General features: G+C 62.0%; 23 protein-coding genes. 6 read left to right on the top strand and 17 right to left on the bottom strand.

The features are described from left to right. Positions 1–71 precede the first annotated feature (71 nt). Positions 72–1,007 carry an aromatic alcohol reductase gene (locus FX982_RS20305; protein ID WP_172612261.1) on the bottom strand — a complete coding sequence of 312 codons (936 nt, stop codon included), beginning with the start codon at positions 1,005–1,007 and terminating at the stop codon, positions 72–74. A gap of 47 nt (positions 1,008–1,054) precedes the next feature. On the opposite strand from FX982_RS20305, the gene FX982_RS20300 reads away from it, so the two are divergent. Further along, a complete protein-coding gene (locus FX982_RS20300; RefSeq protein ID WP_172612260.1) occupies positions 1,055–1,546 on the top strand; it encodes a winged helix-turn-helix transcriptional regulator in 492 nt (163 codons plus the stop codon). Here the strand turns inward: FX982_RS20300 and FX982_RS20295 are convergent. The 5 genes from FX982_RS20295 to FX982_RS20275 form a co-directional block, all read right to left on the bottom strand. Further along, positions 1,521–1,769, bottom strand: a complete 249-nt coding sequence (locus FX982_RS20295; protein WP_122535199.1) for a hypothetical protein — start codon at positions 1,767–1,769, stop codon at positions 1,521–1,523. The two genes, FX982_RS20300 and FX982_RS20295, sit on opposite strands and share 26 nt — an antisense overlap. 88 nt (positions 1,770–1,857) lie before the next feature. Then, the gene (locus FX982_RS20290) at positions 1,858–2,880 is read right to left on the bottom strand and encodes a sensor histidine kinase (RefSeq protein WP_172612259.1); all 1,023 of its coding nucleotides are present in this window, start codon (positions 2,878–2,880) and stop codon (positions 1,858–1,860) included. A 10-nt stretch (positions 2,881–2,890) separates the two neighbouring features. Continuing rightward, positions 2,891–4,375 carry an ATPase domain-containing protein gene (locus FX982_RS20285; RefSeq protein WP_172612258.1) on the bottom strand — a complete coding sequence of 495 codons (1,485 nt, stop codon included), beginning with the start codon at positions 4,373–4,375 and terminating at the stop codon, positions 2,891–2,893. Beyond that, complete coding sequence (locus FX982_RS24600; RefSeq protein WP_254074837.1) at positions 4,372–4,869, bottom strand: hypothetical protein; 498 nt, start codon at positions 4,867–4,869, stop codon at positions 4,372–4,374. Before FX982_RS24600 ends, FX982_RS20285 begins: the two co-directional genes overlap by 4 nt. Before the next feature lie 429 nt (positions 4,870–5,298). Further along, positions 5,299–6,363: an aldo/keto reductase gene (locus tag FX982_RS20275; protein WP_172612257.1), complete on the bottom strand. Its 1,065-nt coding sequence runs from the start codon at positions 6,361–6,363 to the stop codon at positions 5,299–5,301. 156 nt (positions 6,364–6,519) lie between these two features. Here FX982_RS20275 and FX982_RS20270 point away from each other — a divergent pair, with 156 nt between their 5' ends. Together FX982_RS20270 and FX982_RS20265 are read left to right on the top strand one after the other, a co-directional pair. Continuing rightward, entirely contained in the window at positions 6,520–7,419 is a 900-nt protein-coding gene (locus tag FX982_RS20270; RefSeq protein ID WP_172612256.1) for an AraC family transcriptional regulator, read from the top strand. Positions 7,420–7,565: 146 nt separating this feature from the next. Beyond that, entirely contained in the window at positions 7,566–9,161 is a 1,596-nt protein-coding gene (locus tag FX982_RS20265) for a lactate dehydrogenase (protein WP_172612255.1), read from the top strand. A 58-nt stretch (positions 9,162–9,219) separates the two neighbouring features. On the opposite strand, the gene FX982_RS20260 is transcribed toward FX982_RS20265, so the two are convergent. Next, positions 9,220–9,966: an anti-sigma factor family protein gene (locus FX982_RS20260; RefSeq protein WP_172612254.1), complete on the bottom strand. Its 747-nt coding sequence runs from the start codon at positions 9,964–9,966 to the stop codon at positions 9,220–9,222. Further along, on the bottom strand, positions 9,963–10,475 hold the full coding sequence (locus FX982_RS20255; RefSeq protein ID WP_172612253.1) for an RNA polymerase sigma factor: 513 nt from the start codon (positions 10,473–10,475) through the stop codon (positions 9,963–9,965). Before FX982_RS20255 ends, FX982_RS20260 begins: the two co-directional genes overlap by 4 nt. A 186-nt stretch (positions 10,476–10,661) precedes the next feature. On the opposite strand from FX982_RS20255, the gene FX982_RS20250 reads away from it, so the two are divergent. Beyond that, positions 10,662–11,747, top strand: a complete 1,086-nt coding sequence (locus FX982_RS20250; RefSeq protein WP_172612252.1) for a catalase family peroxidase — start codon at positions 10,662–10,664, stop codon at positions 11,745–11,747. Next, positions 11,744–12,289: a cytochrome b gene (locus tag FX982_RS20245; RefSeq protein WP_172612251.1), complete on the top strand. Its 546-nt coding sequence runs from the start codon at positions 11,744–11,746 to the stop codon at positions 12,287–12,289. Before FX982_RS20250 ends, FX982_RS20245 begins: the two co-directional genes overlap by 4 nt. A 91-nt stretch (positions 12,290–12,380) precedes the next feature. On the opposite strand, the gene FX982_RS20240 is transcribed toward FX982_RS20245, so the two are convergent. The 3 genes from FX982_RS20240 to FX982_RS20230 all read right to left on the bottom strand — a co-directional run bounded on the left by FX982_RS20240 (position 12,381) and on the right by FX982_RS20230 (position 15,134). Further along, positions 12,381–13,469 (bottom strand): M14 family metallopeptidase, encoded by a 1,089-nt coding sequence (locus tag FX982_RS20240; RefSeq protein ID WP_172613123.1) that lies wholly within the window; start codon positions 13,467–13,469, stop codon positions 12,381–12,383. A gap of 220 nt (positions 13,470–13,689) precedes the next feature. Then, positions 13,690–14,229 carry a DUF4880 domain-containing protein gene (locus tag FX982_RS20235; RefSeq protein ID WP_172612250.1) on the bottom strand — a complete coding sequence of 180 codons (540 nt, stop codon included), beginning with the start codon at positions 14,227–14,229 and terminating at the stop codon, positions 13,690–13,692. Positions 14,230–14,666: 437 nt separating this feature from the next. Continuing rightward, a complete protein-coding gene (locus tag FX982_RS20230) occupies positions 14,667–15,134 on the bottom strand; it encodes an Lrp/AsnC family transcriptional regulator (protein ID WP_065990584.1) in 468 nt (155 codons plus the stop codon). 211 nt (positions 15,135–15,345) lie between these two features. Here FX982_RS20230 and FX982_RS20225 point away from each other — a divergent pair, with 211 nt between their 5' ends. Continuing rightward, on the top strand, positions 15,346–18,831 hold the full coding sequence (locus tag FX982_RS20225) for an indolepyruvate ferredoxin oxidoreductase family protein (RefSeq protein ID WP_172612249.1): 3,486 nt from the start codon (positions 15,346–15,348) through the stop codon (positions 18,829–18,831). A gap of 346 nt (positions 18,832–19,177) precedes the next feature. On the opposite strand, the gene FX982_RS20220 is transcribed toward FX982_RS20225, so the two are convergent. The 6 genes from FX982_RS20220 to FX982_RS20195 all read right to left on the bottom strand — a co-directional run bounded on the left by FX982_RS20220 (position 19,178) and on the right by FX982_RS20195 (position 26,832). Further along, entirely contained in the window at positions 19,178–21,154 is a 1,977-nt protein-coding gene (locus FX982_RS20220; protein WP_172612248.1) for an acetyl/propionyl/methylcrotonyl-CoA carboxylase subunit alpha, read from the bottom strand. Continuing rightward, on the bottom strand, positions 21,154–22,005 hold the full coding sequence (locus tag FX982_RS20215) for a gamma-carboxygeranoyl-CoA hydratase (RefSeq protein ID WP_172612247.1): 852 nt from the start codon (positions 22,003–22,005) through the stop codon (positions 21,154–21,156). Before FX982_RS20215 ends, FX982_RS20220 begins: the two co-directional genes overlap by 1 nt. A 17-nt stretch (positions 22,006–22,022) precedes the next feature. Continuing rightward, the gene (locus FX982_RS20210) at positions 22,023–23,630 is read right to left on the bottom strand and encodes a carboxyl transferase domain-containing protein (protein WP_172612246.1); all 1,608 of its coding nucleotides are present in this window, start codon (positions 23,628–23,630) and stop codon (positions 22,023–22,025) included. Between the two features lie 16 nt (positions 23,631–23,646). Next, positions 23,647–24,810, bottom strand: a complete 1,164-nt coding sequence (locus FX982_RS20205) for an isovaleryl-CoA dehydrogenase (protein ID WP_172612245.1) — start codon at positions 24,808–24,810, stop codon at positions 23,647–23,649. A 687-nt stretch (positions 24,811–25,497) separates the two neighbouring features. Beyond that, entirely contained in the window at positions 25,498–26,397 is a 900-nt protein-coding gene (locus FX982_RS20200; RefSeq protein ID WP_172612244.1) for a hydroxymethylglutaryl-CoA lyase, read from the bottom strand. Between the two features lie 54 nt (positions 26,398–26,451). Then, on the bottom strand, positions 26,452–26,832 hold the full coding sequence (locus FX982_RS20195) for a MerR family transcriptional regulator (RefSeq protein ID WP_172612243.1): 381 nt from the start codon (positions 26,830–26,832) through the stop codon (positions 26,452–26,454). Between the last annotated feature and the right edge of the window lie 167 nt (positions 26,833–26,999).

Genomic DNA, 26,999 nt, shown 5'->3' with positions numbered 1-26,999 from the left:
GGGGCCGTCTCGGCATTGGATACATCTGCGCGGGAAAAATCCTGTGCGTACTCAGAGAGATTGACCGCGAGTCAGCCGCGAGCCAGGTTAGACCGTGCCCAACCCTCGGCATCGGTCACCGCAATACCGTGCCGCCCATTGAACGTCTGCGCCACATCCCATGCCACGCCTTGGCCCAGGGCGAACACCGCCCGGTACTTGCGCAGATTGTCGTCGGGCATTTCCTCAAGGGCCGCCAGTAACTGCTGCACGCTGGAGGCCCGGCGGCAGAATGTCCGTCCGGTGACGCGCTCAAGTACATCCGCCAGATCATCGTAGGTCAGGGTGTCGCCAGCGGTGTACACCACCTGATTGATCAAGCGAGGGCTGTGCAGGACGATCGCGGCGGTGAGGGTGCCGATGTCTTCCGGCGTCGTTACCGTCACCGCCGTGTCCAGACTGCCCAGCGCATTGACCCGCCCGGCCTGCAGATCCACCACCCCGAATGCCGGATCGAACAGAAAGCTGGTGAACATCCCGGTTGAGATAATCAGCCATTCCGTGCGTGACTGGGCGCGCAACAGGTCGCGCACCTCCAGTTGCTCGTCGAAGAGGTCTTGCGGGCTGCCGCGTCCGATCACGTCGTAGTCGACACCGAATTGCCAGGGCACGTAGCGCTTGACGCCCGCGACGAGGGCAGCCTCTGTGAGTTTGCGTTGGGTGCCCCGACCGGCACCGAAACCCACGCAACTGATCACCGTATCGAAACGGCCGAGCACCCCCGCCAGTTCCGCCACCGAGGCGTCGGCGATGTCGGCCACCTCAATGGCTACACCGAGAGACCTGATTGCGGCGATTTCCTTTTGCTTTTCCAGAGACGGACTCTCCACGCGGGTCTGGCGCAGGAGCACGCTGATACTCCCTGATTCAGTCCCGCGCGCGGTCAGTCCTCGCAGTACGGCAAGCCCCAGTTCGCCGGCGCCGAGGACCAGAATGTGTTGTTTGACGTTTGAAATACCAGCCTGCATGGTGAGCCCCTGTTTGACGCACTTAACGTGAGGCTGGGGATCTTGTCATGGACATCGGCGGGCAAAAAGTAGGCACAGCGGTGATACCGAGCGGCCTGGATGCTCAGGAAATCGTCCGGCGTTCGCAGGACGCCTGTCGTGCGCTCAGCGACGATGAGGACGGGCTCAAGCGCGATATCCTCGGCCACTCCGGCAACCGGTGGTCACTGGGCGTGGTGCATGCGCTCGGCGTGAGTAGCCCGTTGCGTCACGCCGAGTTGCGGCGCCAGCTGCACGGCGTCACCCAACGCATGCTGACCCACACACTGCGGCAGTTGGAGCGCGACGGGCTGATCAGTCGTCGTGACTTCGGCGAGAAACCCTTGCGCGTCGAGTACGCGCTGACCGAACTGGGCATGGGCTTGCTGGTGCAGATGATCCCGCTGTGGACCTGGGTCATCGAACAGGCGGAGGGCTTTACGGCTGCGCGCGAACGCTACGACGCGCAGGTGAGGGGGGCTGCGGCCAATCCGGTCAGGACCGATCCGCCAGTTGGCTGAGCCGTTCCTGCACGGCGTCGTCAAAGATCATGTACAACGTTTCTACATCGGCCGGGCGCAGGCGTTTGCTGGTCTCAAGGCTGAGGATGAAGCTGATTTCCATGGCGGCCTCGCGTTCGAGTTCTTCCTTGGTGGTGGCGGCGTTCAACGCGCGCACCAGATCATCGATCGCACCTTGAATGGGTTTGGGAAGCCGAAGTGCAGCGATTCGCTCTTGGGGCATTGCTCAGTCCTGGGGGGTGTCGGGTTTTGCGGCGAACCGAAAGGCGTAAAGCCCTGGAGCCTGGGATTAGGGGCGTATTGTGGCCGAGTTACGGCGCAGATCCCACCAGCGGAAACAAAATAATGAAACGACAGCCTTTGCCTTCGCCCTCGCTGTGGGCCGTCACGCTGCCGCCATGGCCTTCCACCAATTGCCGGACCACGGTCAGCCCGATGCCGAGGCCTGAACCATTGAAGCCGATGGCCTGGGTGTCCTGGACATAAGCATCGAAGATCATCGGCAATGCCTGGGCCGAAATGCCGATGCCGTTGTCGGAGATGACGATCTTCAGGCCTTCGGGAACCGCCTCGGCGCACAGCGCGATCTTGCCGCCGCATGGCGTGTATTTGGTTGCATTGGTAAGGACATTGGTGAAGATCTGCACGATCCTGATGCGGTCGCCGTTGACCAGCATCGGCGCACCCGGAAGGCTGATGTCCATTTGCAGGTTTTTCTTGTGCATCAACGGCGCACAGGCTTCAACCGATTCACGGATGATGTGCACGATGTCGATATGGGCGCAGGTCAGGCGCAGCTTGCCGGTGCTCGCCCGGGCGACGTCGAGCAAGTCTTCAACCATGCGCGCCAAATGTTGCACCTGCCCCTCAATCATCGCGCGCATTTCCGGAAGTTTGTCGCTGGACGCGCGCACCATGCGCTCGGCGATCAGGCTGATGGGCGTCAGCGGGTTGCGCATCTCATGGGCCACTGACGCCATGGCCGTGCGTTGCTGGGACAGGGCCAGTTCGGCCTGGGCCTGCAGCGTCTGCGCGTGGAGCGCGGAAATCACCAGGTGTTCGTTGGCTTCGCGCAGCTCCTGATAGACATCGGCGGGTGCATTGGCAGCGGGGGCCTGCGCCTGCGCCGCAAGCGCCGTCAGCACCAGTTTCTGATTGGCTTGCACCAGCAGCTCAATATGCAAGCCAGTGCCAACAGAAGCTTCGGTCTCGAACAGCTCTCGGCGCAGGGACGCCAGGTGCGCGAGGGCTTCTTCCTTGTTCTGTGCGAGCAGCGCGTAGGCGCGGTCGGTGTCCGCGCGCGCTGCCGGGTCCTTGCTGTCGAACTCATTCATGAGGACGTGCTCATCGGATGTCGTCTGCCGCGTCAGTAAACCCTGGCGCCAGGCGCGTCGGACGCCCGCCCAGCAGGCCTTCCTGATTGTGCAGGCGCGTGCCGATCTGCAAGCCATTGTCGTCGATGCGGTACAGCCGCAGTTCATCCGAGTGGGCGCTGGCCCGGACCTTCACCACTGCCATGATGCGCTGCAAGCGGCTGTCGATTTCGATGTAACGCTGGACGATGATGGCGTCGGTCAGAAATGCCGTGCCGTAAGGGCTGAAGCGCAGATCCGTGTAGCGGTCTTCCAGTTCCGAGGTCATCAGCACACTGACTCCGGCGCTGGTCAACGCATTGACCATGCGCGACAGGGATTCACGGAAGTCCTCGCGAAACGCAGGGGCCACGGCCAGTTCGAAGCCCGACAGCGAGTCGATCACCACACGCGTCGCACCCAGCCGGCGAATTTCCGCGAGCAACTGCTGCACGATCTCGTCGATGGACAGGTCCGGCACGCGTCGGTCGACGACGCCCACTTTGTCCATCTGCACCAGACGCGTGAGTGCGGCGTTATGCAGATGGTTGGGCCGCTGTTCAAAGACCGCGATGACACCCGTTTCGCCATTGCGTGCGCCCTCTTCGAGAAAGGCTGCCGCCAGCAGGCTCTTGCCGGAGCCTGAAGGACCTGCCACCAGCAACGAATAGCCCCGGGGCAGGCCGCCGCCAAGCATATCGTCCAAATGAGGCACGCCCATTTTCAGCCGCTGCTGCGGGCTGCCATCGACAAGCTCGGAGCGGTCCCGAAGTGTGACCGCGGCCGGCGGAAATACCGTGATGCCCGAATCGGCGATACGGAAGGTGTGCAGTCCGGGCAGCGTTGGCTGGCCGCGCATCTTCATGATCTCCATCTTGCGCACCATGGAATTGCGTTGAACGCTCTGGCGCAGCCAGATCAGCCCATCGGCGACGGTGAAGATCGGGTTGCTGTCGAGCTCGTTGAAATACTCCCCCAACAGGAAGGTCGTCGCCTGCCAGGTGGTCATCAGCATGCCCAACTGCTGCACGAACTGCGGCAGGTTGTTGTTGGGATTGCTTGCGGTTTCGCTGGCCAGCACCACCGAGCGAAACGAGTCCACGAACACCAGGGCAGGGCTGTGGGTTTCCACTTCGGCAACGATTCGCCGCAGTACTTCGTCCAGATCCCCGGCCAGGGTGTCGTCCGCCAGGTTGACGTAGCGGATCGAGCGGTTGACCGCTGCGTCGTCGAAAAAGCTGAACTGCTGTTGATAGCGCAGCATCTTCAGCGGCGGTTCGCCGAGCACCGTGAAGAAAATCGCCGGGCGCTCGGGTGTGGCGAGGGCGAACATCATCTGGTGCGCCAGCGTGGTCTTGCCGCAGCCTGGCGGACCGGCGATGAGGTTGAAGGAAAACTCCGGCAGGCCGCCGCCCAGAATCTCGTCGAATCCCGGTACGCCCGTTGCCAGACGGTTGATCGTGACTTTGCTACTCATTGTGAGGTGTCCTGGGCAGGCGGGCCGCTGAAAGAATGTTCCCACACGTCAAGCAGCAGCCGTGCAGCCAGTGATGATCCGATCAGAGTGGCGAGTAGCGCGTAATAGGTGTTCAGAACTTCCTGACCGAACAACAGCGCGTCGGGTATGGACTCTTCGGCCAGCAACGCCTTTAACGCTTGAATATCCATGCCCACCACCAGCATGCCGTAATTGTCACCACGCAGTGGATGCTTCGACAGGTAGAGGTGAAGACTGCGCCGATGCAATGCGGCAACGCCTTTAGGCCCGATGATGGGCGTCAGGGAGGTTTCAATCTCCTCGAACATCGAGACAATTGCTTCAGCGACTTCGGAAACTTCCTCGCTGCCATTGACCCGATGGGTCAGGCATGCGGCGATTCGTTGGCCTGCTTCGCTTTCGGCAAACATGGGAATAAGTTCTGATAAATGTTGGTGGATACTACATCTTCTCGTCAGGCGGGACAGAATCATCAGGCACGCGACGCTTTAGATCGGCGGTCGGCACCCCTGTCTCCCGGGCGTTGGGGCAAGGGCTCCGGACGCTGTGACATTCCATTTGACCCTGGGTTTGATTGTTTAAAAATAAACGGTGAGTTCTTTGTCGGTGCCTGGCTTTAATCGCAGTGAGATCAGCATACCTGTGCTTAATTTTTAAATGACTCACCACAGCACCGTATCCATGTGAGGAGGGAAAGTGTGCGTTCGTTGATAACAATTCAAGTGAGTGAGTTGTCGGGAAAGTTGATTAAGTGCAGGCGGAATGCTCGTCGCTGGATGGTGGATCAATAAATAGAGACAAAAACCATCAGTCGAATGGATTACAGATGCGTTCGCATATGAAAAACGCGTTTACACCATCTGGCAGCTCGCCCCCTGTTTGCAAGGGGGCGATCGACCACTTTACTTCTGCACTGTGGCGCCCCCGAATATCAACTGCTGAACCATCGGCTGGTTGACGAATCGGGCCGGGAATATCGGCTCCGGCGTGCTGGCCTCGTTCAGCCGGGCAATCTGTTCGGCATCAAGCTGCAAGGCGAGGGCGCCCAGGTTGTCGTGGGCCTGGGCAAGGGTTCTTGCGCCCATGACCGGGGCGACGACGGCCGGATTGAGGAGCGTCCACGCCAGAGCCACCTGGGAGGGTGTGGCGCCGATGTCATGGGCGACGTCGACCACGGCGCTGGCGATCTGCAGGGACCGCTCGTTCATATGGCCCGACGAGCTGATCACGCCTTTGCGGGTCGCGGATACGCCGGCTTCGCTCGCTTGCTGCAAATCTTCTCGGTTGTATTTGCCGGTCAGAATGCCGCCGCCCAACGGCGACCACGGCAGCACGCCAAGGCCCATCGCCTGGGCCATGGGCATCAGCTCATGCTCGACACTGCGCTCGACCAGGCTGTATTCGATTTGCAGGGCCGCCAGCGGCGCCCAGCCCCTGAGGGTTGCGAGGGTCTGCAGTTCCGCGACTTTCCACGCCGGGGTGTTACAAATGCCGAGGTACAACACCTTGCCGGCGCGAACGAGGTCATCCAGTGCACGCATGACCTCATCGGCAGACGTGGTGAAATCCCACGCATGCAGGTAGAGCAGCTCGATGCGGTCGGTGTCCAGTTGCTTCAGGCTGGTCTCCACCGAACGAGTGAGGTTCATCCGGTGATTGCCGCCGGAGTTGGGATCGCCCGGGTCGCGAGCCATGGTGTACTTGGTGGCGACCACGAGACGATCCCGTTTGTGCTTGAGAAACTGGCCGAGGATTCGCTCGGACGCGCCGTTGGTGTAGTTGACGGCGGTGTCGATGAAGTTGCCGCCGTGGTCGACGTAGGTGTCGAAAATCTGCCGGGCCTCGGCTTCATCGGAACCCCAGCCCCAGTCGGAGCCGAACGTCATGGTGCCAAGGGAAAGGGGTGAAACGCGCATCCCCGATCGTCCGAGCAGGCGGTAGTGGTCGAGTGCATTGAGAGTGGGCATGATGGCTTCCTTGAGTGATGGAGTGGAATGCTTCAGGGCCTCAGTCTGCCGAACACTGCGAATAACGCCGTAGGCGGATCATCCCGCGCTCTTGCACGATTATCCGATCGGTCGGTTCTTTGCCGGCCTCTGCTTTATCCGTACAACGGAGCAACCATGACCGCGTTGTCCACACTGGTTGACCTCATCAGCCGCCATGCTGCAGACGATGGCCTGCATTCAACGGCCATTCCGGGCGTAAGCCTGGCGCGGGCCGCTGCACCTACCGTGGCGATGCCAGTGGTCTACGAACCGACGCTGTGCCTCATCGCCCAGGGTCGCAAGCGCGTGATCGCCGGCGGCCGGTCCTTTGTCTACGACGCCGCCAGCTACCTGGTGGCCTCAATCGACATTCCGGTCATGGGCTCGGTGATTGAGGCCAGCGAGCGCGAGCCTTACCTGTGTCTGGTGCTTGACCTGGACATGACGGCCCTGAGCGATCTGGCGTTGCGACACCCGGCGCCCGCTGACAGGAGCGCCGTGCCGGCGGCCGGTATCGAACTCAACGACACCAGTCCCGAGCTGTTCGAGGCGGCAGTGCGGCTTGCCCGCCTGCTGGACACGCCCCAACACATCGACGAGCTCGCACCCTTGGCCGTGCGCGAGATTCTCTACCGGTTGCTGACCGGCAGCGGCCACGGCGTGCTCCGCCAACTGGCCAACGCCGACAGCCGTCTGCGCCAGATTGCCAAGGCCATCGCCTGGCTGCGCGGGCATTACACGGAGGGCTGTCGGATCGAGGACATGGCCGAGGTGGCGGGCATGAGCCGCTCGACCTTTCACACGCATTTCAAAGCAGTAACGTCCATGAGCCCGCTGGCGTTTCGCAGTCAATTGCGACTGCAGGAAGCGCAACGGCTGATGGTGGCCCAGGCTGTTGATGCGGCGGCCGCTGGCTACCGCGTCGGGTATGAAAGCCCGTCGCAGTTCAGTCGGGATTACCGGCGCCTGTTCGGTGTGCCACCGGCAGAGGACGCGCGACGTCTGCGTCAAGAGGCGCCGGTGGCCCTGTCCTGAGTTGACTCCGGTTTCAACCTCGAGAGGCCCACCCCACGGCGCTCACCTTGTGCCGGTGTGGTTCGGGTTTGTATCGCTCAAGTTACAAAAGTGTCCGCCGACACCCTGTTCAGGAAGTCTATTACTCACTTGAACAGGGAAGTGCCATGTCAGCGATTTCTTCGGTCATTTCAACCGCCCAGTTGATGCCGGTGGTCAAGCCGGCGGCCACCGTCGCGCTCAATGACAACGCCGCTGCTGCCACCACCACTGCCACGCCGTCGTCCGTTGTCATGCTCGGCCAGGACAACAAGGTCAGCGCCCCGTTGGTCTACAACGTCCGAGGCCTGATGCCCGACGCCAGCGTCCCGCCGGCCTGGGAGTACACCCGGCAGGACAAAGTCTCGCTGGCCATGACGGGCAATTTCAGCACCTCCGCCACCGCGGGTCGCTTCCAGGCCCTGGGTGCAACGCTGCTCAGTCAGTTGGCCCAGAACGGCCAGAATATTTCCCAATCGGTGCTGCGTTCCTCCACCGGTAAAGCGCTGGAGCCTGCAGAGCTCGCTGCTGCCCAGGACCGCCTGCACAGTAATCCGGCCAACAGCATCAGCCTGACCCTGAAAACCGCCAGCGGCAAAACCATCGAGCTGAGCCTTTCCAGTCAGGACGACGGTCTGGCGGTGCAGGCCCAGGTGAGCGGCGGCGACCTCAGCGACGACGAGATGAGCGCACTGAACGCCATGGCGGACGGTTTTCAGTCGGCCATCGACGGCCTGACCTCGAAACCGCCGACCCTGAAGCTGGACGCTCTGACCCATTTCGATGCCAAGGCTTTCGCCTCCGTAGATTTGAAAACCAGCCTCAAGCTTGAAGACGGCAGCGCCCAGACCCTTGAACTGCACGCCGATGCCGACAAGCGTTCGGTGCGCATGAATGGCGCGCTGGGCAATCTCGATCTCTCGGTGGACCTGAAAAACGCGGCCATTCGTGGTGACAGCGGCCAGCAGGCCAAGGCGCTGGAGGGCTATGTCAGCCAGATCGACGCGGCGCGCAAACGCGGTGACGGCGACGCGCAGCTGCTGTCCATGTTCGAGGACGCGTTCAAAACGCTGCACTCCAATTACCCTGACACCCGTGTTTCAGCAGCGCCGCAGACGGTGAGTTCCATCGAGCTGACCGACACGGACCACGGCCTGTTGACCGGGCTGGGCGACTTCAGCGCGTCGGTCAGCGAGAAGAGTGTCGAAGGCAACCCGGGTCGGCCCGGCGAGCTCGATTCCTTTGCCTATACGTTGTCCCAGGCGACCCAGTCCAAAGGCCGCGACCAATTGAATCGCACCATTGTCCAGGACCAGCAATCCCAGCTCACGGCGAGTTTTCACAAGCCACTGCCAGGCGGGCAAAAGCTGGACCTGAGCACCGATCCGAAAACGCAGAATTACCTGTATTACCAGATCAGCGATCAGGCCAGCAGCAAGACCAGCATCGGCTATAAAAAAGGCGAGCTGGTGGACGCGACGGTGAGCCAGTCGGCCAGCCAGTCGACGCGTATTTCCAAGTATGTGCTGGGCCGCCTGGAAAAAGAGACGCACACGCCGATCTCCACCTCCAAGACCCAGAACTTCCTCAGCGTGCTGCAACAGGCGTTGCAACAGGACAAAGAAGCCAGACAGGGCCGCGGGACCTCGACCCTGAAAGACACCTTGGCCGGGATTCATGCCAGGGTGCTGCTGCAAAGCGAGCCGTCGAGGCTCAATGGCTGACAGCGCTACAGCCTCGGTTGTACAGCGCGCTGTCCGACACCTTCCCGGCCAAAGCCGCTCAAAAAGCCCGCCGCGCCGCCTGCGCCGCCGGGTCGTCGGCGGGTCCGACCACTGCGTAGTTATAGCCAGCGCCTGACCAGTAATCCGCTTGCAGGTCGCCGTCGCGACGGGAGCCGCGGGGGAGCAGCTTGTTCAATTCGCCGGGCGGGCGAATGTAAAAACTCAAGGTGCGACCCTGTTCGTCCCGGTACACCACCATGGCCGCCGGGCCCTGTTCGGTGGTGGTGAGGCGTCCGCTGACCGGTTTAAAGCCTGCCGACGCCAGATCCGGCAGCCGATTGGCCCGGGCGAAGTGGGTGTCGAGCCAGCCCTGTACGTCGCGGGTTTTCGTGGCGCTCCAATCGCTTGCCATCTCCGCGTTGCCCGCGAACAACCGATAAGCCTGCACGGCATCGGCCATCGGCGGATTGGCGTGGCCTATGGACATATTCCTCGCTTGCCAGCCGCCGGCGCCGCCGACGCTCACCGCAACCAACAGCACCGCCGCCGTTGCAATCCGACGCGTACGTTGCTGTGCGATCCGCCGGCGAATCGCGCTCGGGTCCAGCTGCGGATTGGGCATCCGATGCAGATCGCCGCTCAATCCGGCGCGCAGGCTGTGGGCGTCCTGCTGCCAGCCTCGAAGCCGTTGTAACAACGCCGGGTTTGCGGCGAGATAGGTGTCCATCGTCGCCCGGTCGGCCTCATTGAGCTGGCCATCGACGTAAGCATGAAGATCGCGTTCGCTAGGGGGCAGTGTGATCATTTGAGTATTCGCAGGGCAGGGGTGGTGATCTCGCCTTCGCTGAGCAGGCGCAACGCCTGACGCGCGCGGGACAAACGAGACATGACGGTGCCAATGGGCACATCGAGCATCAGCGCCACTTCCTTGTAGCTCAAGCCTTCGACCGAAACCGCCAGCAGCAGCGCGCGCTGTTCGGCGCTCAGGCTCTCGAACGCCTGCAACGTGGTCTGAGCCACGATCGTGCGCTCAGCCGACGGCGTGTGCGGGTCGTGCGAATTCCCGGTAAAAAACTCCAGCATCCGGCTATATCGCCGCGAGCGCCGATGGGCGTCGAGAAATTGCCTATAAAGAATGGAGAACAGCCAGGCGCGCAGGTCACCCTCCGGCCGTTTGCCGCTCCAGGATGACAAGGCTTTTTCGAGACTCGACTGGACCAGATCATCGGCACTGCTGGGGTCCCGGGTCAGTGAAACCGCGAAACGGCGCAGGCGTGGCAGCAACTCGCGTAGTTGGTCATCGACATCGTGCATGGGCGTTTCCTGAGCGATCGACAGGATCGGTAGGCCGTAGTAGCGACCTGGCAAAGTAGAAAGACGCACAACGCAGCAAGATATTCCCTTGTTGCAGAAATAAAGTTCGGTGCCTGGAATAAGGACGTGCTCAGTGCGTCCCACATCACCCGCAGTTCAAGAGGCTAGAAGCCCGGAGTGTTATCGATGATTGACCGTGAACCACCATCCCCCCGTAAACCGCCGTTGAGCACATCGGCAAAACTGGCGCGCCTGGGCGGCATTGGCCTGATCGTACTGATTGCTGCAGGTGCGTTCGCCTACGTCAATGGCAGCCTCGACCCACAGCGACTGACGCCGGCGCGCGTCGTTGACGTGTTCGAACGCAACAATGGTGTCCACCCCGGTTACCGTCGCAACCACCCGAAAGGCATCTGTGTTGCTGGCTACTTCGAGAGCAACGGCGCCGCTGCCAGCCTGTCCAAAGCTGGAGTTTTCGCCAGCGGGCGTACGCCGGTGATCGGGCGTCTGGCGGTGCCCACCGGCAACCCGTACTCCCCCGACAGCGCCGCGCCGTTGCGCAGCTTTGCCGTGCAGTTCACCCAGCCCAACGGCCAGCAATGGCGCACCGGCATGAACAGCATGCCGGTGTTTCCGGTGGCGACGCCCGAGGCGTTTGTCGATCTGCAGATCGCCACCGGGCCTGACCCGAAAACCGGCAAGCCCGACCCGGCGAAACCCCAGGCGTTCTTTGCCGCGCACCCGGAAGCCCAGCCGTTTCTGGCCTGGGTCAAGACCGCCAAGCCTTCGGCCAGCTTCGCCACTGAAACTTACAACAGCATCAACGCATTCGTGCTGGTGAATGCCAGCGGCAAGCGTCAGGCCGTGCGCTGGAGTCTGGTGCCGGAAGCCACCGATGCGGCGCCTGCGCCCGACGCGAAGGACTATCTGGACAAGGACCTCAGCGAACGACTCGCCAGTGGTCCCCAACGCTGGAAGCTGGTGCTGACGCTGGCCAACCCTCAGGACCCGACCAACGATGCGTCCAAGGCCTGGTCCGGTGAGCACAAGACCGTCGACGCCGGGACGCTGGTCGTCAATGCCGACAGCCCGCAACTGAGCGGCGACTGCCGCGATATCAATTACGATCCGCTGATCCTGCCCAATGGTATTGAAGGCTCGGATGACCCGCTGCTCGCTGCGCGTTCGGCCGCCTACGCCGCGTCGTACATGCGTCGCACCGGTGAAGTCGATCAGCTGAAAGCCGAACCTGCCCAGGAGAAACAGCCATGAGTACGCCCGTCAAGCATTTCGCCCCACTGGCGCGGCTGTTGCACTGGCTGATGGCGCTGATGGTCATCGCCATGCTGTTCATCGGCGCCGGCATGGTCGCCTCGGTGTCCGAGCGGCACCAGTGGCTGCTGAACCTGCACAAGCCCTTGGGCATCGCGATTCTGCTGCTGGTCATCGTCAGGATCATCGTCCGTGTGACCACTCAGACGCCGCCGCTCCCGGCTGACTTGTCGGCCGTGCAGGCACTGGCGGCCAAGCTGTCCCATTACGTGCTGTACGCGCTGATGCTGGCGATGCCGCTGATTGGCTGGGCGATGATTTCCGCCGCCGGGGATCCGGTCATGCTCGGCAGTTCGGTGCGCCTGCCGTCCATCGTCTCGGCCAACCCGGACACCTTCGCGCTGCTGCGCAAGGCCCACGCCTATTTGGCGTACCTGTTTTTCCTGACAATTCTGGCGCATCTGGCCGCCGCGCTGTTTCACGGCTGGGTGAGGAGGGATGAGGTGCTGGACAGCATGCTGCGGGGGAAATCGCGGGATTAATGCGTGTCGTCACTGTGATTGACGCCATCGCCAGCGGGCACACCCTGCTGCCGATGGTGTTTCTGGAAGCTGAGAACTGTCAGCTCACGCCTCAGCGCAGCACCGACACCATCTGCCCCAGCGTGGTCAGCACATCACGGGCCAGCTGTTTCGAGCGCTGGCCTGACCAGCCGGTGACGACATCCGGCGCGTCATCGTTGTCCTTGAACGGCATTTCCAGGGTCAGCGACAGGCACTTGTAGCGCTCGCCAACGCTGTTGCACGCCAGGTTCATGTTGGCCTGGCCCGGCGCCGATTTCGGATAGCCATATTTGCTTTGAAAGTCCCGGGTCAGGCCGCTCAACCGCGCGCGGAAATCCGCTTCCAGTTGCGCCTGCTTGTCGGTGTACCCCGGATTGCCTTCGCAGGCAGCGGTGAAGACGTAGGGGATTTCCTCATCGCCGTGGACGTCGAGGAACATGTCCACGCCATATTTTTCCATCTGCGCTTTGACGAAAAACACTTCCGGGCTGAGCTCGGGGGTCGTGTCCTGCCATGCGCGATTGAGGTCCTTGCCGTGGGCGTTGGTGCGCAGATGCCCGTGGAACGAACCGTCCGGGTTCATGTGCGGCACCAGATACAGGTCCGCCGAGGCCAGCAAGGCCTGCAACTCAGGGTCGTTTTCCTGTAGCCGTTCGATGATGCCTTCCATGAACCACTCGGCCATGTGCTCGCCGGGGTGCTGCTGCGCGATGATCCAGATGTTGCGTTTGCCCGCAGCGCCGTCGCCCTTGCGCAGCAGCGGAATGTCTCGGCCCTCGACGCTCTTGCCGGTGGCCAGCAGCTCGGTGCCGGCCTTGTTCAGCGCCTCTTCCACCAGCCAGTCGTGGCGCTCGCGGCTGTAGGGTTCGAAGTAGGCGAACCACACCTGGGATTCGCTGGGCGTCAGCTCGAAGTTCAGCGCCTTGCCGTTGAACTGGCTCGGTACGCGGAACCAGGTTTTCTGGTCGTAGGAGGCCACTGCGTTGTAGCCGGTCCAGGCGTCGTTGTAGCTGGACTCGCCGGCGTTGGTCAGGCTGAAGCCGTGGGGCTCGCCGATGTGCAGGCCTTCAACCTTGAAATGGAACCACTGGAAGTGCGCGCTCTTGGTGTCAGGGCGAATCGCCAGTTGCACCGCTTTCGGGTTGCTGGCGTCGAGCATGACGATGTTACCGCTGTCGAAATCGGCGGAGATGGTAAGGGCGGTTTGAGTCACGGGAGCGTCCTGAGTACGTGGTTATCATTGCGAGGCCGTCGCAACGCCATCGGGAGGCAATCGACGCAGGGCCTGATTGTCTCGCTGGGCTGTTATGACGGTTACTTTACACGCATCAGGTTGAAGGACCGCGACAGAATATTTCGCGAAAGAGTCAGGGTTTGCCTCAGCTGTAGGCCTCGGCGGTGACCAGCAGACCACACAGCAGCACCGTGACCAGCAACCAGCCGACGTAGGCACGCGGTTTGCGCCGATGCCAGCCACTGGCACCCAGAATCGCGGCCGGTGCCTGCAGCGTGCGCCAGAACTGCTCGCTGTGCTGAAACGCCGCCAGATGCCTGGGGTCGGCGTCGAGCCAGTGACGAAACTCGATGCGCTGACTGGCCGTGGCCTGAGGACTTTGCAGGTGCACGTACCAGCGCAAGGCTTGCAGCAGAATCCCACGGGACGGGTCATGTCCGGCGGGCTCGCTGACGCAGTGCTCAAGCACAACCGTCATGCAGCGTTCGACGGTGCTGGCGTCCACGTCAAGCAGGCGGGCGATATCGGTGTAAGAAAGGTCGTCGAGGCGGCTCAGCAGAAAGACCTGCTGAACCCTGCGCGGCAGACGCTGCAGACGGCGTCGGTACAGGTCGGTTTCGGCGCTCGTGCCCAAGGCGGGCGACACGGGAGAGTTGGTTATCAACGAGTCGAGGAGCTGAGTCATGGCGTCTTGCTCACTGTTTGAATAGCGGCGGTCGCGGAAAACAACGTCGTGAATTCGGAAGTTCTTACTGAATGTGTCAATTTTTGACAGCGGCAAGAGCCCATCGCTCGATCCATTTGCTATGATGCGCGCCATCGAAAAGACAGTTCACTGTCGAACCCTCTTCATTAGCCTGAAGACGCAACACCCGACCGAACCCAGACCCGAAAAGGGCATAAAAAAAGACCCGGCTATAAGCCGGGTCAAAAACCGTGATTAGCCTGATGAGGAGATAATCCGGAAGCCGACCTAAGGCTTCTGGGTTACCAACCAGTCTCGCGACCGGTTGCGCTCAATAATAATCATTCCCATTTGAGAGTCAATGCTTTTTTCGTGCCCCAGTGAAAAGAGTTTTTCCCCGTGGGCGGCTTTTGCCTCCGCCTCGGTCCATCGGCAGCCTAGTCGATCGGCAATTCTGTCGTGCGCTTCACCACACTCATTGCAATGTTCGAATGCGCTTCCTGCACATGGGGGCTCTGCAGCAGGTGATCGCGCAGGAATCGTTCGTAGCTGGCGATGTCCTGCACCACCACCTTCAGCAGGAAGTCCATGTCGCCGGCCATGGTGTAGCACTCCAGCACTTCGCGAAATCCGGTGATCGCCTCTTCAAATTCGGTCAGGTATTTGCGCCCGTGGCCGGACAGCTTGACGTCGACGAACACGGTCATGGTCAGCCCGAGCTTGGCCGGGTTGAGCAGGGCGACCTTGCGTTCGATGATGCCCTCTTCTTCCAGACGATTGATGCGCCGCCAGCAGGGGGATTGGGAGAGTTCGACACGCTCGGCGATCTCCGCGGCGGAGAGATTGGCGTCGTGCTGCAACAGACGGAGGATCTTGCGATCGATGGGGCTGAGCTTGACCTGCATGAATTGACCCTTTTTTATTCTTGAACGGGAACGGGCATGCACGATATGAGCAGATTCGCATCGATTTAGGAAGAAAAAGCCTCCGTCGGGCAGGCAGTATTTTGTCTGTGACCGTTGGGCTGAACCGTCCTGACGGCGAGGCGCTGGCAAGGCTGCAAACGCCGCTGGCGCCGCATTCAAAACGCACTAATAAAAATAAAGGAGTGCCTGAATGTCCCTGGCTGATATTCGTCTGGACGATAAGTACCGACTCGCAACCGGCAATCTGTACCTGACCGGAACCCAGGCGCTGACTCGCCTGCCGATGCTGCAGAAGCAGCGCGACGAAGCCCGCGGGCTCAACACCGCCGGCTTTATCTCAGGCTATCGCGGCTCGCCGTTGGGCAACCTCGACAAGAGCCTCTGGGACGCCAAGGATTATCTCCAGCAGAACGCCATTCATTTCCAGCCAGGCGTCAACGAAGAGCTCGCCGCGACGGCGGTCTGGGGCAGTCAGCAAGTCAACCTGTTTCCCCACGGCAAATACGACGGCGTCTTCGCCCTGTGGTACGGCAAAGGTCCGGGCGTTGACCGCTGCGGCGACGTGTTCAAGCACGGCAACTCGGCCGGCGTCGCCGAAAAGGGCGGGGTGCTGATCCTCGCCGGGGACGACCACGGCTGCAAATCCTCGACCATTGCGCACCAGAGCGAGCACGCCTTCATCGCCTCGATGATCCCGGTGCTCAACCCCAGCAACGTCCAGGAAATTCTCGATTACGGCATCATTGGCTGGGAGCTTTCGCGCTACAGCGGTTGCTGGGTGGCCATGAAGACCATCGCCGAAAACGTCGATTCCTCGGCTGTTGTTGAGGTCGATCCGCTGCGCATCCAGACGCAGATACCTGAAGACTTCCAGATTCCCGAAGGCGGCCTGCACATTCGCTGGCCCGATCCGCCCCTCGCCCAGGAGGCGCGCCTCAATACCTATAAAATCTACGCCGCCCGCGCGTTCGCCCGGGCCAACAACCTCAATAAAGTGGTCATCGATTCGCCGCAACCGCGGCTTGGCATCATCACCACCGGCAAGTCGTATCTGGATGTGCGTCAGGCCCTCGAGGAGCTTGGCATCGACGAAGACCTCTGCGCGTCGGTGGGCATTCGTGTGCTTAAGGTCGGCATGAGCTGGCCGCTTGAGCCGGTGTCGGTGCACGGCTTTGCGGAAGGCCTGGACGAGATCCTTGTGGTCGAGGAAAAGCGCAGCGTCATTGAGGATCAGCTTACCGGCCAGCTGTACAACTGGCCGGTGGATCAGCGTCCCCGTGTGGTCGGTGAGTTTGATGAAGAAGGCCGTTCGCTGTTGCCAAACCTGGCCGAACTGACGCCGGCGATGATCGCCCGGGTCATCGCCAAGCGCCTTGCGCCGATTTACAGCAGCCCGAAAATCGACGCGCGTCTGCAATTTCTGGCCGACAAGGAAAAGGCCCTTGCTGCGCCGCTGTTCAACACCCAGCGCACCCCGCATTTCTGCTCAGGCTGCCCGCACAACACCTCGACCCGTGTGCCGGAGGGCAGCCGCGCCCTGGCCGGGATCGGCTGCCATTACATGACCATCTGGATGGACCGGGAAACCGAGACGTTTACCCAGATGGGCGGCGAGGGCGTGACCTGGATCGGCCAGGCGCCGTTCACCGAAACCCCCCACGTGTTCCAGAACCTGGGTGACGGCACCTACTTCCACTCCGGGCATCTGGCGCTGCGGGCGGCGGTCGCCTCCAAGGTCAACATCACTTACAAGATTCTCTATAACGACGCCGTCGCCATGACCGGCGGACAGCCCATCGATGGCGTGCTTCGGGTGGATCAACTGAGCCGCCAGGTGTTCAACGAAGGCGTGCAGCGCATTGCGCTGGTGTCTGACGAGCCAGAGAAATACCCAAGCCGCGAGCAGTTCGCGCCGATTACTACTTTCCACCACCGTAGCGACCTTGATGCCGTGCAGCGCGAGCTGCGCGAGTTCAAGGGCGTGTCGGTGATCATCTACGACCAGACCTGCGCCACGGAAAAACGCCGTCGCCGCAAACGCGGCACGATGGTGGATCTGGACAAGCGCGCCATCATCAACCCGGCCGTGTGCGAAGGCTGTGGCGATTGTGGCGTCAAGTCGGGCTGTCTGTCGGTGCTGCCGAAGGAAACCCCCGAAGGGCGCAAGCGCGAAATCGACCAGAGCGCGTGCAACAAGGACTTCAGCTGCGTCGAAGGCTTCTGCCCGAGCTTCGTCACGGTGCATGGCGGCAAGCTGCGCAAGCCGCAGTTGCCGAAACAGGCCCAGGCGTTCGCCGAACTGCCGCAGCCGACCCTGCCGAGCCTCGCGCAGCCGTACAACATTCTGCTGCCGGGCGTGGGCGGGACGGGCGTGACTACCGTGGGCGCTATGTTGGGTTACGCCGCCAATCTGGAGGGCAAGGGCTGCAGCGTGCTCGACCAGGCCGGTCTGGCCCAGAAGTTCGGCCCGGTGGTCAGCCACATTCGTATCGCCGCGCGCCAGGAAGATCTGTTCGCCGTGCGCATCGCGGCCGGTGAAGCGCATCTGCTGCTGGGATGTGATCTGCTGGTGGCCTCAGGCCCTGACGCCATCGCCAAGCTCAACAGCGCAAAAACCCATGCGGTGATCAACAGCCAGCAGACGCCGACCGCTGAGTTCACCCGAAACCCCGACGCGGAGTTTCCCGCCGAAGCGATGATGCAGACCATTCGCGAAGCCGTCGGCGCCGACAAAACGCACTTTGTGCAGGCGACGGACCTGGCGACCAAATTGATGGGCGACAGCATTGCCAGCAACCTTTTCATGCTGGGTTATGCCTTCCAGCTGGGGCTGATTCCGTTGACCTCTGCGGCCATCGAAAAAGCCATCGAGCTTAACGGCGTGGCGGTCAATCTGAACCAGCAAGCGTTCTTGTGGGGGCGTCGTGCAGCGTTTGACCTCCCTGCGGTGCAAGCGGCGGCCAATCCGCAGAGCCAGCCAACGCCGGACCCTGAGCATCTGACCCTGGAAGAGCGTGTCACCCGCAACGTCCACGCCTTGATCGCTTATCAGAACGGCGCGCTGAGCGAGCGCTACCTGACGCTGGTGAACCGTGTGCGGGACGCCGAGGCACGGCTGTTCCCGGGGCAACCGCCTGCGTTGACCGAGGCGGTGGCGTTCAACTACTTCAAGCTGCTGGCCTATAAGGACGAGTACGAAGTGGCGCGGCTGTACAGCAACGGCGATTTCACCCGTCAGCTTGAAGCGCAATTTGAAGGGGATTACCGCATCGAGTTTCATCTGGCACCGTCGTGGCTGGCCAAGCGTGATCCGAAGAGTGGCGTGCCGCGCAAACGCAGCTTCGGGCCGTGGATGCTGAAGGCGTTCGATGTGCTGGCGCGTTTCAAATTCCTGCGCGGCACCGCGCTCGATCCGTTCGGCCGCAGCGTCGAGCGACGCCAGGAGCGCGAGCTGATTGATGCGTACGTGGGCGATATCGAGCTGATCCTCGGCCACCTGAGCGCGAGCAACCGGCACACGGCACTGAGTCTTGCGCGGCTCCCGGAACGCATTCGCGGTTATGGTCACGTCAAGGAAAGCGCCATGAAGGCAGCGGCACTGCAGGCGGCGCGGATGCGCCAGAGCCTGGTCAGTGGCGAAGTTGAAGTGCTTAAGTTGTATGAGGTAGCGGCATGAGGAATGGGAGGAGGTCGGTCAGGCCTCCTCCTACCGCAATGGATGCATCGCTTGGTAGGACTGGCTTTAGCCGGGAAGAGGCCAGTGTGCGAACCCTCAATCTCGCGGTGCAACGACTGCCGCCTTCCCGGCTGAAGCCGGTCCTACATTTGAGTTCACGCTCGATCTCATTGTATGCCCGCGATGCGTGGGTGAAACCCACACAATCTCACTGGCTGCACGCTGTGCAATAGTAGGACCGGCTTTAGCCGGGAAGAGGCCAGTGTTAACACCCTCAATTGTGTGGTGTCCCCACTGCCGCTTTCCCGGCTGAAGCCGGTCCTACATTACGGGAGTCGGCAGCCTGTCATTCGCCGTCTACCACAGCGGCGAGCTCCACCAGCACTGTCCCTTCCTTGACCATCTCGCCTTCGGCACAATGCAGCGCTGCCACGGTACCCGCTGCGTTCGCGCGGATGCTGTGTTCCATTTTCATTGCTTCCAGCACTACCAGCGGCGTGCCGATCTGCACCTGTTCGCCCACGCTGACCAGCACCCGAACGATGCTGCCGTTCATGGGGGCGGTGAGGCCGCCTTGATGACCTTGGCTCACATCCACCTCGGCAATCGGGTCAACCGAGCGGATCGCATGCACATCGCCCTGCCATTGCAGGTAAAGCGTGCCGGCCCGACGGATCGCAATGGTCTGCCGGCGCACGCCATCCCGCTCGATCAGCAAGTGCTCGCCGCTCAAACGAACGCCTTGCTGCGAGTCACTCCGCATCACCATGCTTCGGGACTCTGCACCACACGCCAGGTGCAGTGTCACTTCGCTTGGGCCGCCAAGGCGAAGACCGCGGGTGGTCGACCACGGCGAATGGGCGTCGTCGGATCTGATCGTCACCGCTGCAGTGCTCAGGTACGCCTGCGCCGCCAGCTGCCAGAACTCCTCCGTCAAGCCCTCTGCCGCTGGCAGCAGATCTTCCTGGTAACGAGGGATAAATCCGGTGTCCAGCTCGGCTTGGGCGAAGGCGGGGTGCGCGATAATGCGGCGCAGAAACGCAAGATTGGTCCTCAGGCCGCCGATGGCGAATTCGTCGAGCATCGCCAGCAGCCGCAAGCGCGCTTGTTCACGGGTCTCGCCCCAGGCGATCAGTTTGCCGAGCATCGGGTCGTAGAACGGCGAAACTTCGTCACCTTCCGCGACGCCGCTGTCAACGCGGCGTCCCGGCCCCGGCGACGATTCGCGATACAGCGCCAGCGTCCCGGTGGCGGGCAGGAAGTCGTTGGCCGGGTCTTCCGCATACAACCGCACTTCAATCGCGTGACCGTTCAGCGGCACTTCGGCCTGGGTGATCGGCAGCGGCTCGCCCTGGGCCACCCGAATCTGCCAGGCCACCAGGTCCAGCCCGGTAATCGCCTCGGTCACCGGGTGCTCGACTTGCAGGCGCGTGTTCATTTCCATGAAGAAGAAATCGCCCCGGGCGTCCAGCAGAAACTCCACCGTGCCGGCACCGACGTAGCCAATCGCCTGAGCCGCACGCACCGCCGCTTCGCCCATGGCCTGACGCATCTGTGGTGTCAGGCCCGGCGCCGGGGCTTCTTCGACGACCTTCTGGTGACGGCGCTGAATCGAGCAGTCGCGCTCGTTGAGGTACAAGCAGTGCCCGTGCTGGTCAGCGAATACCTGAATCTCCACGTGGCGTGGCTTGAGCACGTACTTTTCGACAAGCATGCGGGAATCGCCGAACGACGACTGCGCCTCACGTTGTGCCGAGGCCAGCGCTTCGGCCAGATCCTCGTCGCGCTCAACCACCTTCATGCCCTTGCCGCCACCGCCGGCCGTGGCCTTGAGCAGTACCGGGTAGCCGATGCGGGCGGACGCTTCGCGGAAGGTTGCGGCGTCTTGCGCATCGCCGTGATAGCCGGGCACCAGCGGCACGCCAGCGGTTTCCATCAGCGACTTGGCCGCCGATTTGCTGCCCATGGCGTCAATGGCCGAGGCGGGCGGGCCGAGGAAGATCAGGCCTGCCTGCTCGACAGCGCGGGCAAAGCCTGCGTTTTCCGAGAGAAACCCGTAACCGGGGTGGATGGCCTGGGCGCCACTGGCCTTGGCGGCTGCAATCAGCTTGTCGATTTGCAGGTAACTCTCGCTGGCCTTGCTGCCACCGAGGTTCACCGCGACGTCGGCCTCGCGTACGTGCCGAGCGTTGCTGTCCGTGGCGCTGTGCACGGCGACGGTGGTCAGGCCCATGGCCTTGGCCGTGCGCATGACCCGGCAGGCGATTTCGCCCCGGTTGGCGATCAGCACCGAATTCAGCGGTTGTGTGTGGGGGGCGCTCATCAGTGCGACTCTCCTTGTGGGGCACGCAGGTCTTGTGGTGTTTGAGACAGCGTGCCGGGTTTGCCGCGCCAGGCCGGTTCGCGCTTTTGCAGAAACGCCCGCAGACCTTCCTGGCCTTCGGCGCTGACGCGAATGCGTGCGATGGCGTTCTCGCAATAGCGGCGCAGGGCAGGGGTCAGCTCACCATCGGCAACTTCACGCAGCAGGTCTTTGCTGACGCGCATGGCCTGGGGGCTGTTGAGCAGCAGGTTGACGATCCAGTGTTCCAGGTGCTGCTCCAGATCGGCGGCGGGGTAACACTCAGCCAGCAGGCCGATTTCCCGCGCCCGGGTGCCGTCGAAGCGTTCGGCGGTCAGGGCATAGCGTCGCGCGTGACGTTCGCCGATGGCTTGCACCACGAACGGGCTGATCACCGCCGGGGCGAGGCCGATCTTCACTTCCGACAGGCAGAACTGCGCGTCTTCAGCGCCAATGGCCATGTCGCAACAACTGATCAGGCCCAGTGCGCCGCCATAAGCAGCGCCTTGCACCACGGCGAGGGTCGGCGCCTTGAACTTGGCGAGGTTGTACATCAACTCGCCCAACTCCCGGGCGTCGCCCAGGTTGGTGTTGTAATCGAGGTTGGCCGACTCCTGCATCCAGGCGAGGTCTGCACCGGCGCTGAAATGTCGGCCGCGTCCGCGCAACAGCAGAAAACGCAGGCTGTCGTCCTTCTGCAGCTGATCCAGAGCAATGATCAGCTCGCGAATCATCTGCGCGTTGAAGGCGTTGTTTTTCTCCGGCCGGTTGAGCCAGAGCGTGGCGAACCCTCGTGGGTCGAGGGCGATGTCGAGGGTGGCGAAATCATTCATGGGGCGATTCTCTCGGGTCACATCCGGAACACGCCGAAGCGGGTCGGTTCGATGGCGGCGTTGAGGGAGGCGCTGATGGCCAGGCCGAGAATGTCGCGGGTCTGGGCGGGGTCGATCACACCGTCGTCCCATAGCCGGGCGCTGGAATACCAGGGATGGCCCTGATGCTCGTATTGATCAAGGATCGGCTGGCGCAGCGCGGCTTCTTCCTCAGCGCTGAAGGTCTGGCCGCTGCGTTCAGCTTGCTCGCGCTTGACCTGCACCAGCACACCGGCCGCCTGTTCGCCACCCATGACGCCGATCCGCGCGTTGGGCCACATCCACAGAAAGCGCGGGTCATAGGCGCGGCCGCACATACCGTAGTTACCTGCGCCGAAGCTGCCGCCGATGATCACCGTGAACTTGGGGACTTTCGCACAAGCCACGGCGGTGACCAGCTTGGCGCCGTGCTTGGCGATACCGCCGGCCTCGTACTTCTGGCCAACCATGAAGCCGGTAATGTTCTGCAGAAACAGCAGCGGAATGCCGCGCTGGCAGGCCAGTTCGATGAAGTGCGCGCCTTTCTGGGCAGCCTCGGCGAAGAGGATGCCGTTGTTGGCGAGGATAGCGATCGGGTAACCGTGCAGGTGGGCGAAGCCGCAGACCAGCGTGGTGCCGAACAGCGCCTTGAATTCATCGAACACCGAACCGTCCACCAGCCGCGCGATGACTTCGCGCACGTCGAACGGCTGCTTGGCGTCTGCCGGGATCACGCCGTACAGCTCGTCATCGGCATACAGCGGTGCCTGGGGCGGGCGGGTCTGCAACTGGCCAAGCTTGCGCCAGTTCAGGTTGGCCACGCAGCGTCGTGCCAGGGCCAAGGCGTGATCATCGCTGTCGGCGTAGTGATCAGCAACGCCGGAAACCCTGCAATGCACATCGGCCCCGCCAAGGTCTTCGGCGCTCACCACTTCGCCTGTGGCGGCTTTCACCAGCGGCGGCCCGGCAAGGAAGATGGTCGCCTGCTCGCGGACCATGATGGTTTCGTCGGCCATGGCCGGCACATAGGCGCCGCCAGCGGTGCAGGAGCCCATGACCACGGCGATCTGGGCGATACCCTCGGCGCTCAGGTTGGCCTGATTGAAGAAGATCCTGCCGAAGTGTTCGCGGTCCGGGAACACTTCGTCCTGGCGGGGCAAGTTGGCGCCACCGGAGTCCACCAGATAGATGCACGGCAAGCGGTTTTGCTGGGCGATGGTCTGGGCGCGAAGGTGTTTTTTCACCGTGAGCGGGTAATACGTGCCGCCTTTCACCGTCGCGTCGTTGGCGATGATCATGCATTCGACGCCTTCAACCCGGCCAATGCCGGCGATCAGCCCGGCGGCCGGGACGTCTTCGCCATACACGTCATGGGCGGCGAGCTGGCTGAGTTCGAGGAAGGGCGAGCCGATGTCGAGCAAGCGATTGATTCGCTCCCGGGGCAGCAGCTTGCCCCGGGAGGTGTGGCGTTCCTGCGCCTTCGCACCGCCACCTCGCTGGACGTGGTCGAGCAGGCTGTGCAGGGCGTCGAGTTGCGTGCGCATGGCGTCACTGTTGCTGGCGAATTCCGGCGAACGCGGGTTGATCCGGGTGTGCAGAATGGTCATGGGGCCTCCGGCGCGGTCAGCGGGTTTCGTTGAACAGCTCGCGGCCGATCAGCATGCGGCGGATCTCACTGGTGCCTGCGCCGATCTCGTAGAGCTTGGCGTCACGCAGCAGTCGTCCGGCCGGGAATTCGTTGATGTAGCCGTTGCCGCCGAGAATCTGGATGGTGTCCAGGCCGAACTGGGTCGCCCGTTCGGCGGTGTAGAGGATCACCCCGGCGGCGTCCTTGCGCGTGGTCTCGCCGCGCTCGCAGGCCTGGGCCACGGCGTACAGGTAGGCGCGGCTGGCGTTGAGCTGGGTGTACATATCGGCGACCTTGCCCTGGATCAGCTGGAACTCGCCGATGCTCTGACCGAACTGTTTGCGGTCGTGAATGTACGGCAGCACCACGTCCATGCACGCCTGCATGATCCCGACCGGCCCGCCCGAGAGCACGACGCGCTCGTAATCCAGGCCGCTCATCAGCACCTTCACGCCACCGTTGAGCGCCCCCAGCAGGTTTTCTTCCGGTACCTCAACGTCATCGAAGAACAGCTCGCAGGTATTGGAGCCGCGCATGCCGAGCTTGTCGAACTTGTTGCCCCGGGAGAAGCCGTGCCAATCGCGCTCGACGATGAACGCGCTGATGCCGTGGGCGCCTTTTTCCAGGTCGGTCTTGGCGTAGATCACGTAAGTGTTGGCATCAGGGCCGTTAGTGATCCAGGTTTTGCTGCCGTTGAGCACGAAACGGTCGCCGCGTCGGTCTGCGCGCAGCTTCATCGAGACCACGTCGGAACCGGCGTTGGGTTCGCTCATGGCGAGGGCGCCGACGTGCTCGCCGTTGATCAGCTTGGGCAGGTAGCGGGCTTTTTGTTCGGGGGTGCCGTTGCGGTTGATCTGGTTGACACAGAGATTGGAGTGGGCGCCGTAGGACAACGCCGCGGAGGCAGAGCCCCGGCTGATTTCTTCCATGGCGATGACGTGGGCTAGGTAGCCGAGGCCGGCGCCGCCGTATTGCTCATCGACGGTAATACCCAGGAGGCCCATGTCGCCGAACTTGCGCCACATGTCGGCGGGAAAGAGATTGTCTTTGTCGATCTGGGCAGCGCGCGGGGCGAGCTCGGCGGCCACGAAGGCGCGCACCTGGTCGCGCAGCATGTCGAGGGTTTCGCCGAGGCCGAAGTTGAGCGTGGGGTAATTCATGAACTGCATCCCGTGTTGTTATTGGAGGGCTGTCAGGAGGGAATAAACGGTGTCACCTTTACGTTAACGTAAGCCTGCGGTCGGGTTGATGTCAACGGGGGCGAGGTGCTGGCCGCTGGAATAGGTAGAAGGGGAGGTTTACGAATGCCGGATAGCACGAAGGGGAGCCTGGGCTCCCCTTCAATTTCAACTGCATGCTCTTGTTATTATTAGGTGGCCTGTTGTTATTTTTGGCAGCCAGCCTTTTTTGCTTTTTTTGAGCGACCCCATAGGGGGCCAAGAGCAAACGTATTTTTTTGAGCGCTGATACGCTTCGATCTTTCGATCCGACTCGTCTGGTAGCTGCCTGAACGCAGTTTTATTGTTCTCAGTACGGTCGTGAGGCCAAGGCCTCAAGTAGAGCGATCCACTCCAAAAAAATCAGTTAGCTGCGTCTCTGTCCGTGTTGTTCTTGTTGTGTCAGAGCCGATACGTCTTGTTTTTATTGGGTTATTGCATTTGTTATTTTTGTCGTACGTAAGACATAGCAGAAGCCATGCCAACTTTGCTGAGGTCCCGGTTCGCGGGGCTTTCCGGAATTCACCGGCGTGGATTCAAGACCGAATCTGTCGCCAGGTGTTTCCGTGTTACCCGTTTCCCTGAACGTGATGGCGGGCAGGGTAACATTGTGTGACAACTTGTCGCACATCAAGCCGACAAACGTGCCTTTGCCACCCGCGAGCCGTTCGCTCGACCGAGGATGTCGCTAATGCGTTGACCGGCGGTAATGAGCTTGTCCAGATCGATACCGGTTTCGATGCCAAGGCCCTGCAGGAGGTAAACCACGTCCTCACTGGCCACATTGCCGGTCGCGCCTTTGGCGTAAGGGCAGCCGCCGAGGCCGGCCACGGAACTGTCGAACACCTGAATACCTTCCAGCAGGCTGGCATAGATGTTGGCCAACGCCTGACCATAGGTGTCGTGGAAATGCCCGGCCAGTTTGCCGCGCGGAATCTGCCCGGCGACCACGTCGAACAGCGTGCGGGTGGCGCCCGGCGTGCCGGTGCCGATGGTGTCGCCGAGGGACACCTCGTAGCAGCCCATCGCGAACAGCTCGTTGGCAACTGCCGCCACTTGCTTCGGCGCAATGTCACCTTCATAGGGGCAACCCAGCACACAGGACACGTAGCCGCGAACGCTGATGCCGTGCAGGCGCGCGGCCTCCATGATCGGCAGAAACCGATCCAGGCTTTCGCTGATTGAGCAGTTGATGTTGCGCTGGGAGAACGACTCCGACGCGGCGGCGAACACGGCGATTTCCTTCACGCCGGCGGCCAGCGCGTCTTCGAACCCGCGCAGGTTGGGGGCCAGCGCGGCGTAGATCACGCCGTCCTTGCGCTGAATGCCGGCGAACAGTTCAGCGGAGCCGGCCATCTGCGGCACCCATTTCGGCGACACGAAACTGCCCGCTTCGATGTAGCTCACGCCAGCGTCGGTCAAATCCTGAACCAATTGAAGTTTGTCGCTGACGCTGACTGGGTGGGATTCGTTCTGAAGGCCATCCCGAGGGCCGACTTCAACCAGACGCACACGTTGAGGGAGAGACATAGCGGCATCGTTCCTGAGAGTTTTGACTTTAGGTTCTTGTGCTAGCGGGTTGCATCAACTGGATGTTTCCAGTGCGGCCTTGCAGCGTTCCTCTGCCGTGTCGAGCTCCAGCTGCATCTGCTGAATGTCCAGAAGTTGCTGATCCAACTGCGCGCGACGCTCGGCGATTTTCTCCAGCATGGTGCTCAGTTGTCTGTGATTCCCGCCGGCGGGGTCATACAGGCCAATGAGGTCGCGGCATTCCGCCAGGGAAAAGCCGATGCGCTTGCCCCGCAGAATCAGCTTGAGGGTGACCTTGTCGCGGCCCGAATAAACCCGCTCCAGCCCACGGCGTTCGGGGCTGAGCATGCCTTGTTCTTCGTAGAAGCGAATGGTGCGGGTGGTGATGTCCAGCTCGCGGGCGAGGTCGGAAATACTGTAGGTGGTCGCGGTCATGGCAGTGCTCGATACAGAAGGCATGGGCGTAACGTAAGTTGGGCTTTACGTTAACGTCAAGGGGCGTATCACTCTCATCACCTTCTTCCCGGCTGAAGCCAGTCTCACTGGATCGCCGCGTTCATCACTGGATGATCGCATTCCAATTGTAGGACCGGCTTCAGCCG

The sequence above is a fragment of the Pseudomonas graminis genome (assembly GCF_013201545.1).
Lineage (GTDB): Bacteria > Pseudomonadota > Gammaproteobacteria > Pseudomonadales > Pseudomonadaceae > Aquipseudomonas.
Note: the sequence above shows the minus strand (reverse complement) of the source record. Positions and strands in the feature narration are given on the sequence as shown.

Excerpts from the sequence above, each read along its gene's own strand:
- FX982_RS20305 (WP_172612261.1), bottom strand. The coding sequence starts at position 1,007 with ATGCAGGCTGGTATTTCAAACGTCAAACAACACATTCTGGTCCTCGGC.
- FX982_RS20300 (WP_172612260.1), top strand. The coding sequence starts at position 1,055 with ATGGACATCGGCGGGCAAAAAGTAGGCACAGCGGTGATACCGAGCGGC.
- FX982_RS20295 (WP_122535199.1), bottom strand. The coding sequence starts at position 1,769 with ATGCCCCAAGAGCGAATCGCTGCACTTCGGCTTCCCAAACCCATTCAA.
- FX982_RS20290 (WP_172612259.1), bottom strand. The coding sequence starts at position 2,880 with ATGAATGAGTTCGACAGCAAGGACCCGGCAGCGCGCGCGGACACCGAC.
- FX982_RS20285 (WP_172612258.1), bottom strand. The coding sequence starts at position 4,375 with ATGAGTAGCAAAGTCACGATCAACCGTCTGGCAACGGGCGTACCGGGA.
- FX982_RS24600 (WP_254074837.1), bottom strand. The coding sequence starts at position 4,869 with ATGATTCTGTCCCGCCTGACGAGAAGATGTAGTATCCACCAACATTTA.
- FX982_RS20275 (WP_172612257.1), bottom strand. The coding sequence starts at position 6,363 with ATGCCCACTCTCAATGCACTCGACCACTACCGCCTGCTCGGACGATCG.
- FX982_RS20270 (WP_172612256.1), top strand. The coding sequence starts at position 6,520 with ATGACCGCGTTGTCCACACTGGTTGACCTCATCAGCCGCCATGCTGCA.
- FX982_RS20265 (WP_172612255.1), top strand. The coding sequence starts at position 7,566 with ATGTCAGCGATTTCTTCGGTCATTTCAACCGCCCAGTTGATGCCGGTG.
- FX982_RS20260 (WP_172612254.1), bottom strand. The coding sequence starts at position 9,966 with ATGATCACACTGCCCCCTAGCGAACGCGATCTTCATGCTTACGTCGAT.
- FX982_RS20255 (WP_172612253.1), bottom strand. The coding sequence starts at position 10,475 with ATGCACGATGTCGATGACCAACTACGCGAGTTGCTGCCACGCCTGCGC.
- FX982_RS20250 (WP_172612252.1), top strand. The coding sequence starts at position 10,662 with ATGATTGACCGTGAACCACCATCCCCCCGTAAACCGCCGTTGAGCACA.
- FX982_RS20245 (WP_172612251.1), top strand. The coding sequence starts at position 11,744 with ATGAGTACGCCCGTCAAGCATTTCGCCCCACTGGCGCGGCTGTTGCAC.
- FX982_RS20240 (WP_172613123.1), bottom strand. The coding sequence starts at position 13,469 with ATGCTCGACGCCAGCAACCCGAAAGCGGTGCAACTGGCGATTCGCCCT.
- FX982_RS20235 (WP_172612250.1), bottom strand. The coding sequence starts at position 14,229 with ATGACTCAGCTCCTCGACTCGTTGATAACCAACTCTCCCGTGTCGCCC.
- FX982_RS20230 (WP_065990584.1), bottom strand. The coding sequence starts at position 15,134 with ATGCAGGTCAAGCTCAGCCCCATCGATCGCAAGATCCTCCGTCTGTTG.
- FX982_RS20225 (WP_172612249.1), top strand. The coding sequence starts at position 15,346 with ATGTCCCTGGCTGATATTCGTCTGGACGATAAGTACCGACTCGCAACC.
- FX982_RS20220 (WP_172612248.1), bottom strand. The coding sequence starts at position 21,154 with ATGAGCGCCCCCCACACACAACCGCTGAATTCGGTGCTGATCGCCAAC.
- FX982_RS20215 (WP_172612247.1), bottom strand. The coding sequence starts at position 22,005 with ATGAATGATTTCGCCACCCTCGACATCGCCCTCGACCCACGAGGGTTC.
- FX982_RS20210 (WP_172612246.1), bottom strand. The coding sequence starts at position 23,630 with ATGACCATTCTGCACACCCGGATCAACCCGCGTTCGCCGGAATTCGCC.
- FX982_RS20205 (WP_172612245.1), bottom strand. The coding sequence starts at position 24,810 with ATGAATTACCCCACGCTCAACTTCGGCCTCGGCGAAACCCTCGACATG.
- FX982_RS20200 (WP_172612244.1), bottom strand. The coding sequence starts at position 26,397 with ATGTCTCTCCCTCAACGTGTGCGTCTGGTTGAAGTCGGCCCTCGGGAT.
- FX982_RS20195 (WP_172612243.1), bottom strand. The coding sequence starts at position 26,832 with ATGACCGCGACCACCTACAGTATTTCCGACCTCGCCCGCGAGCTGGAC.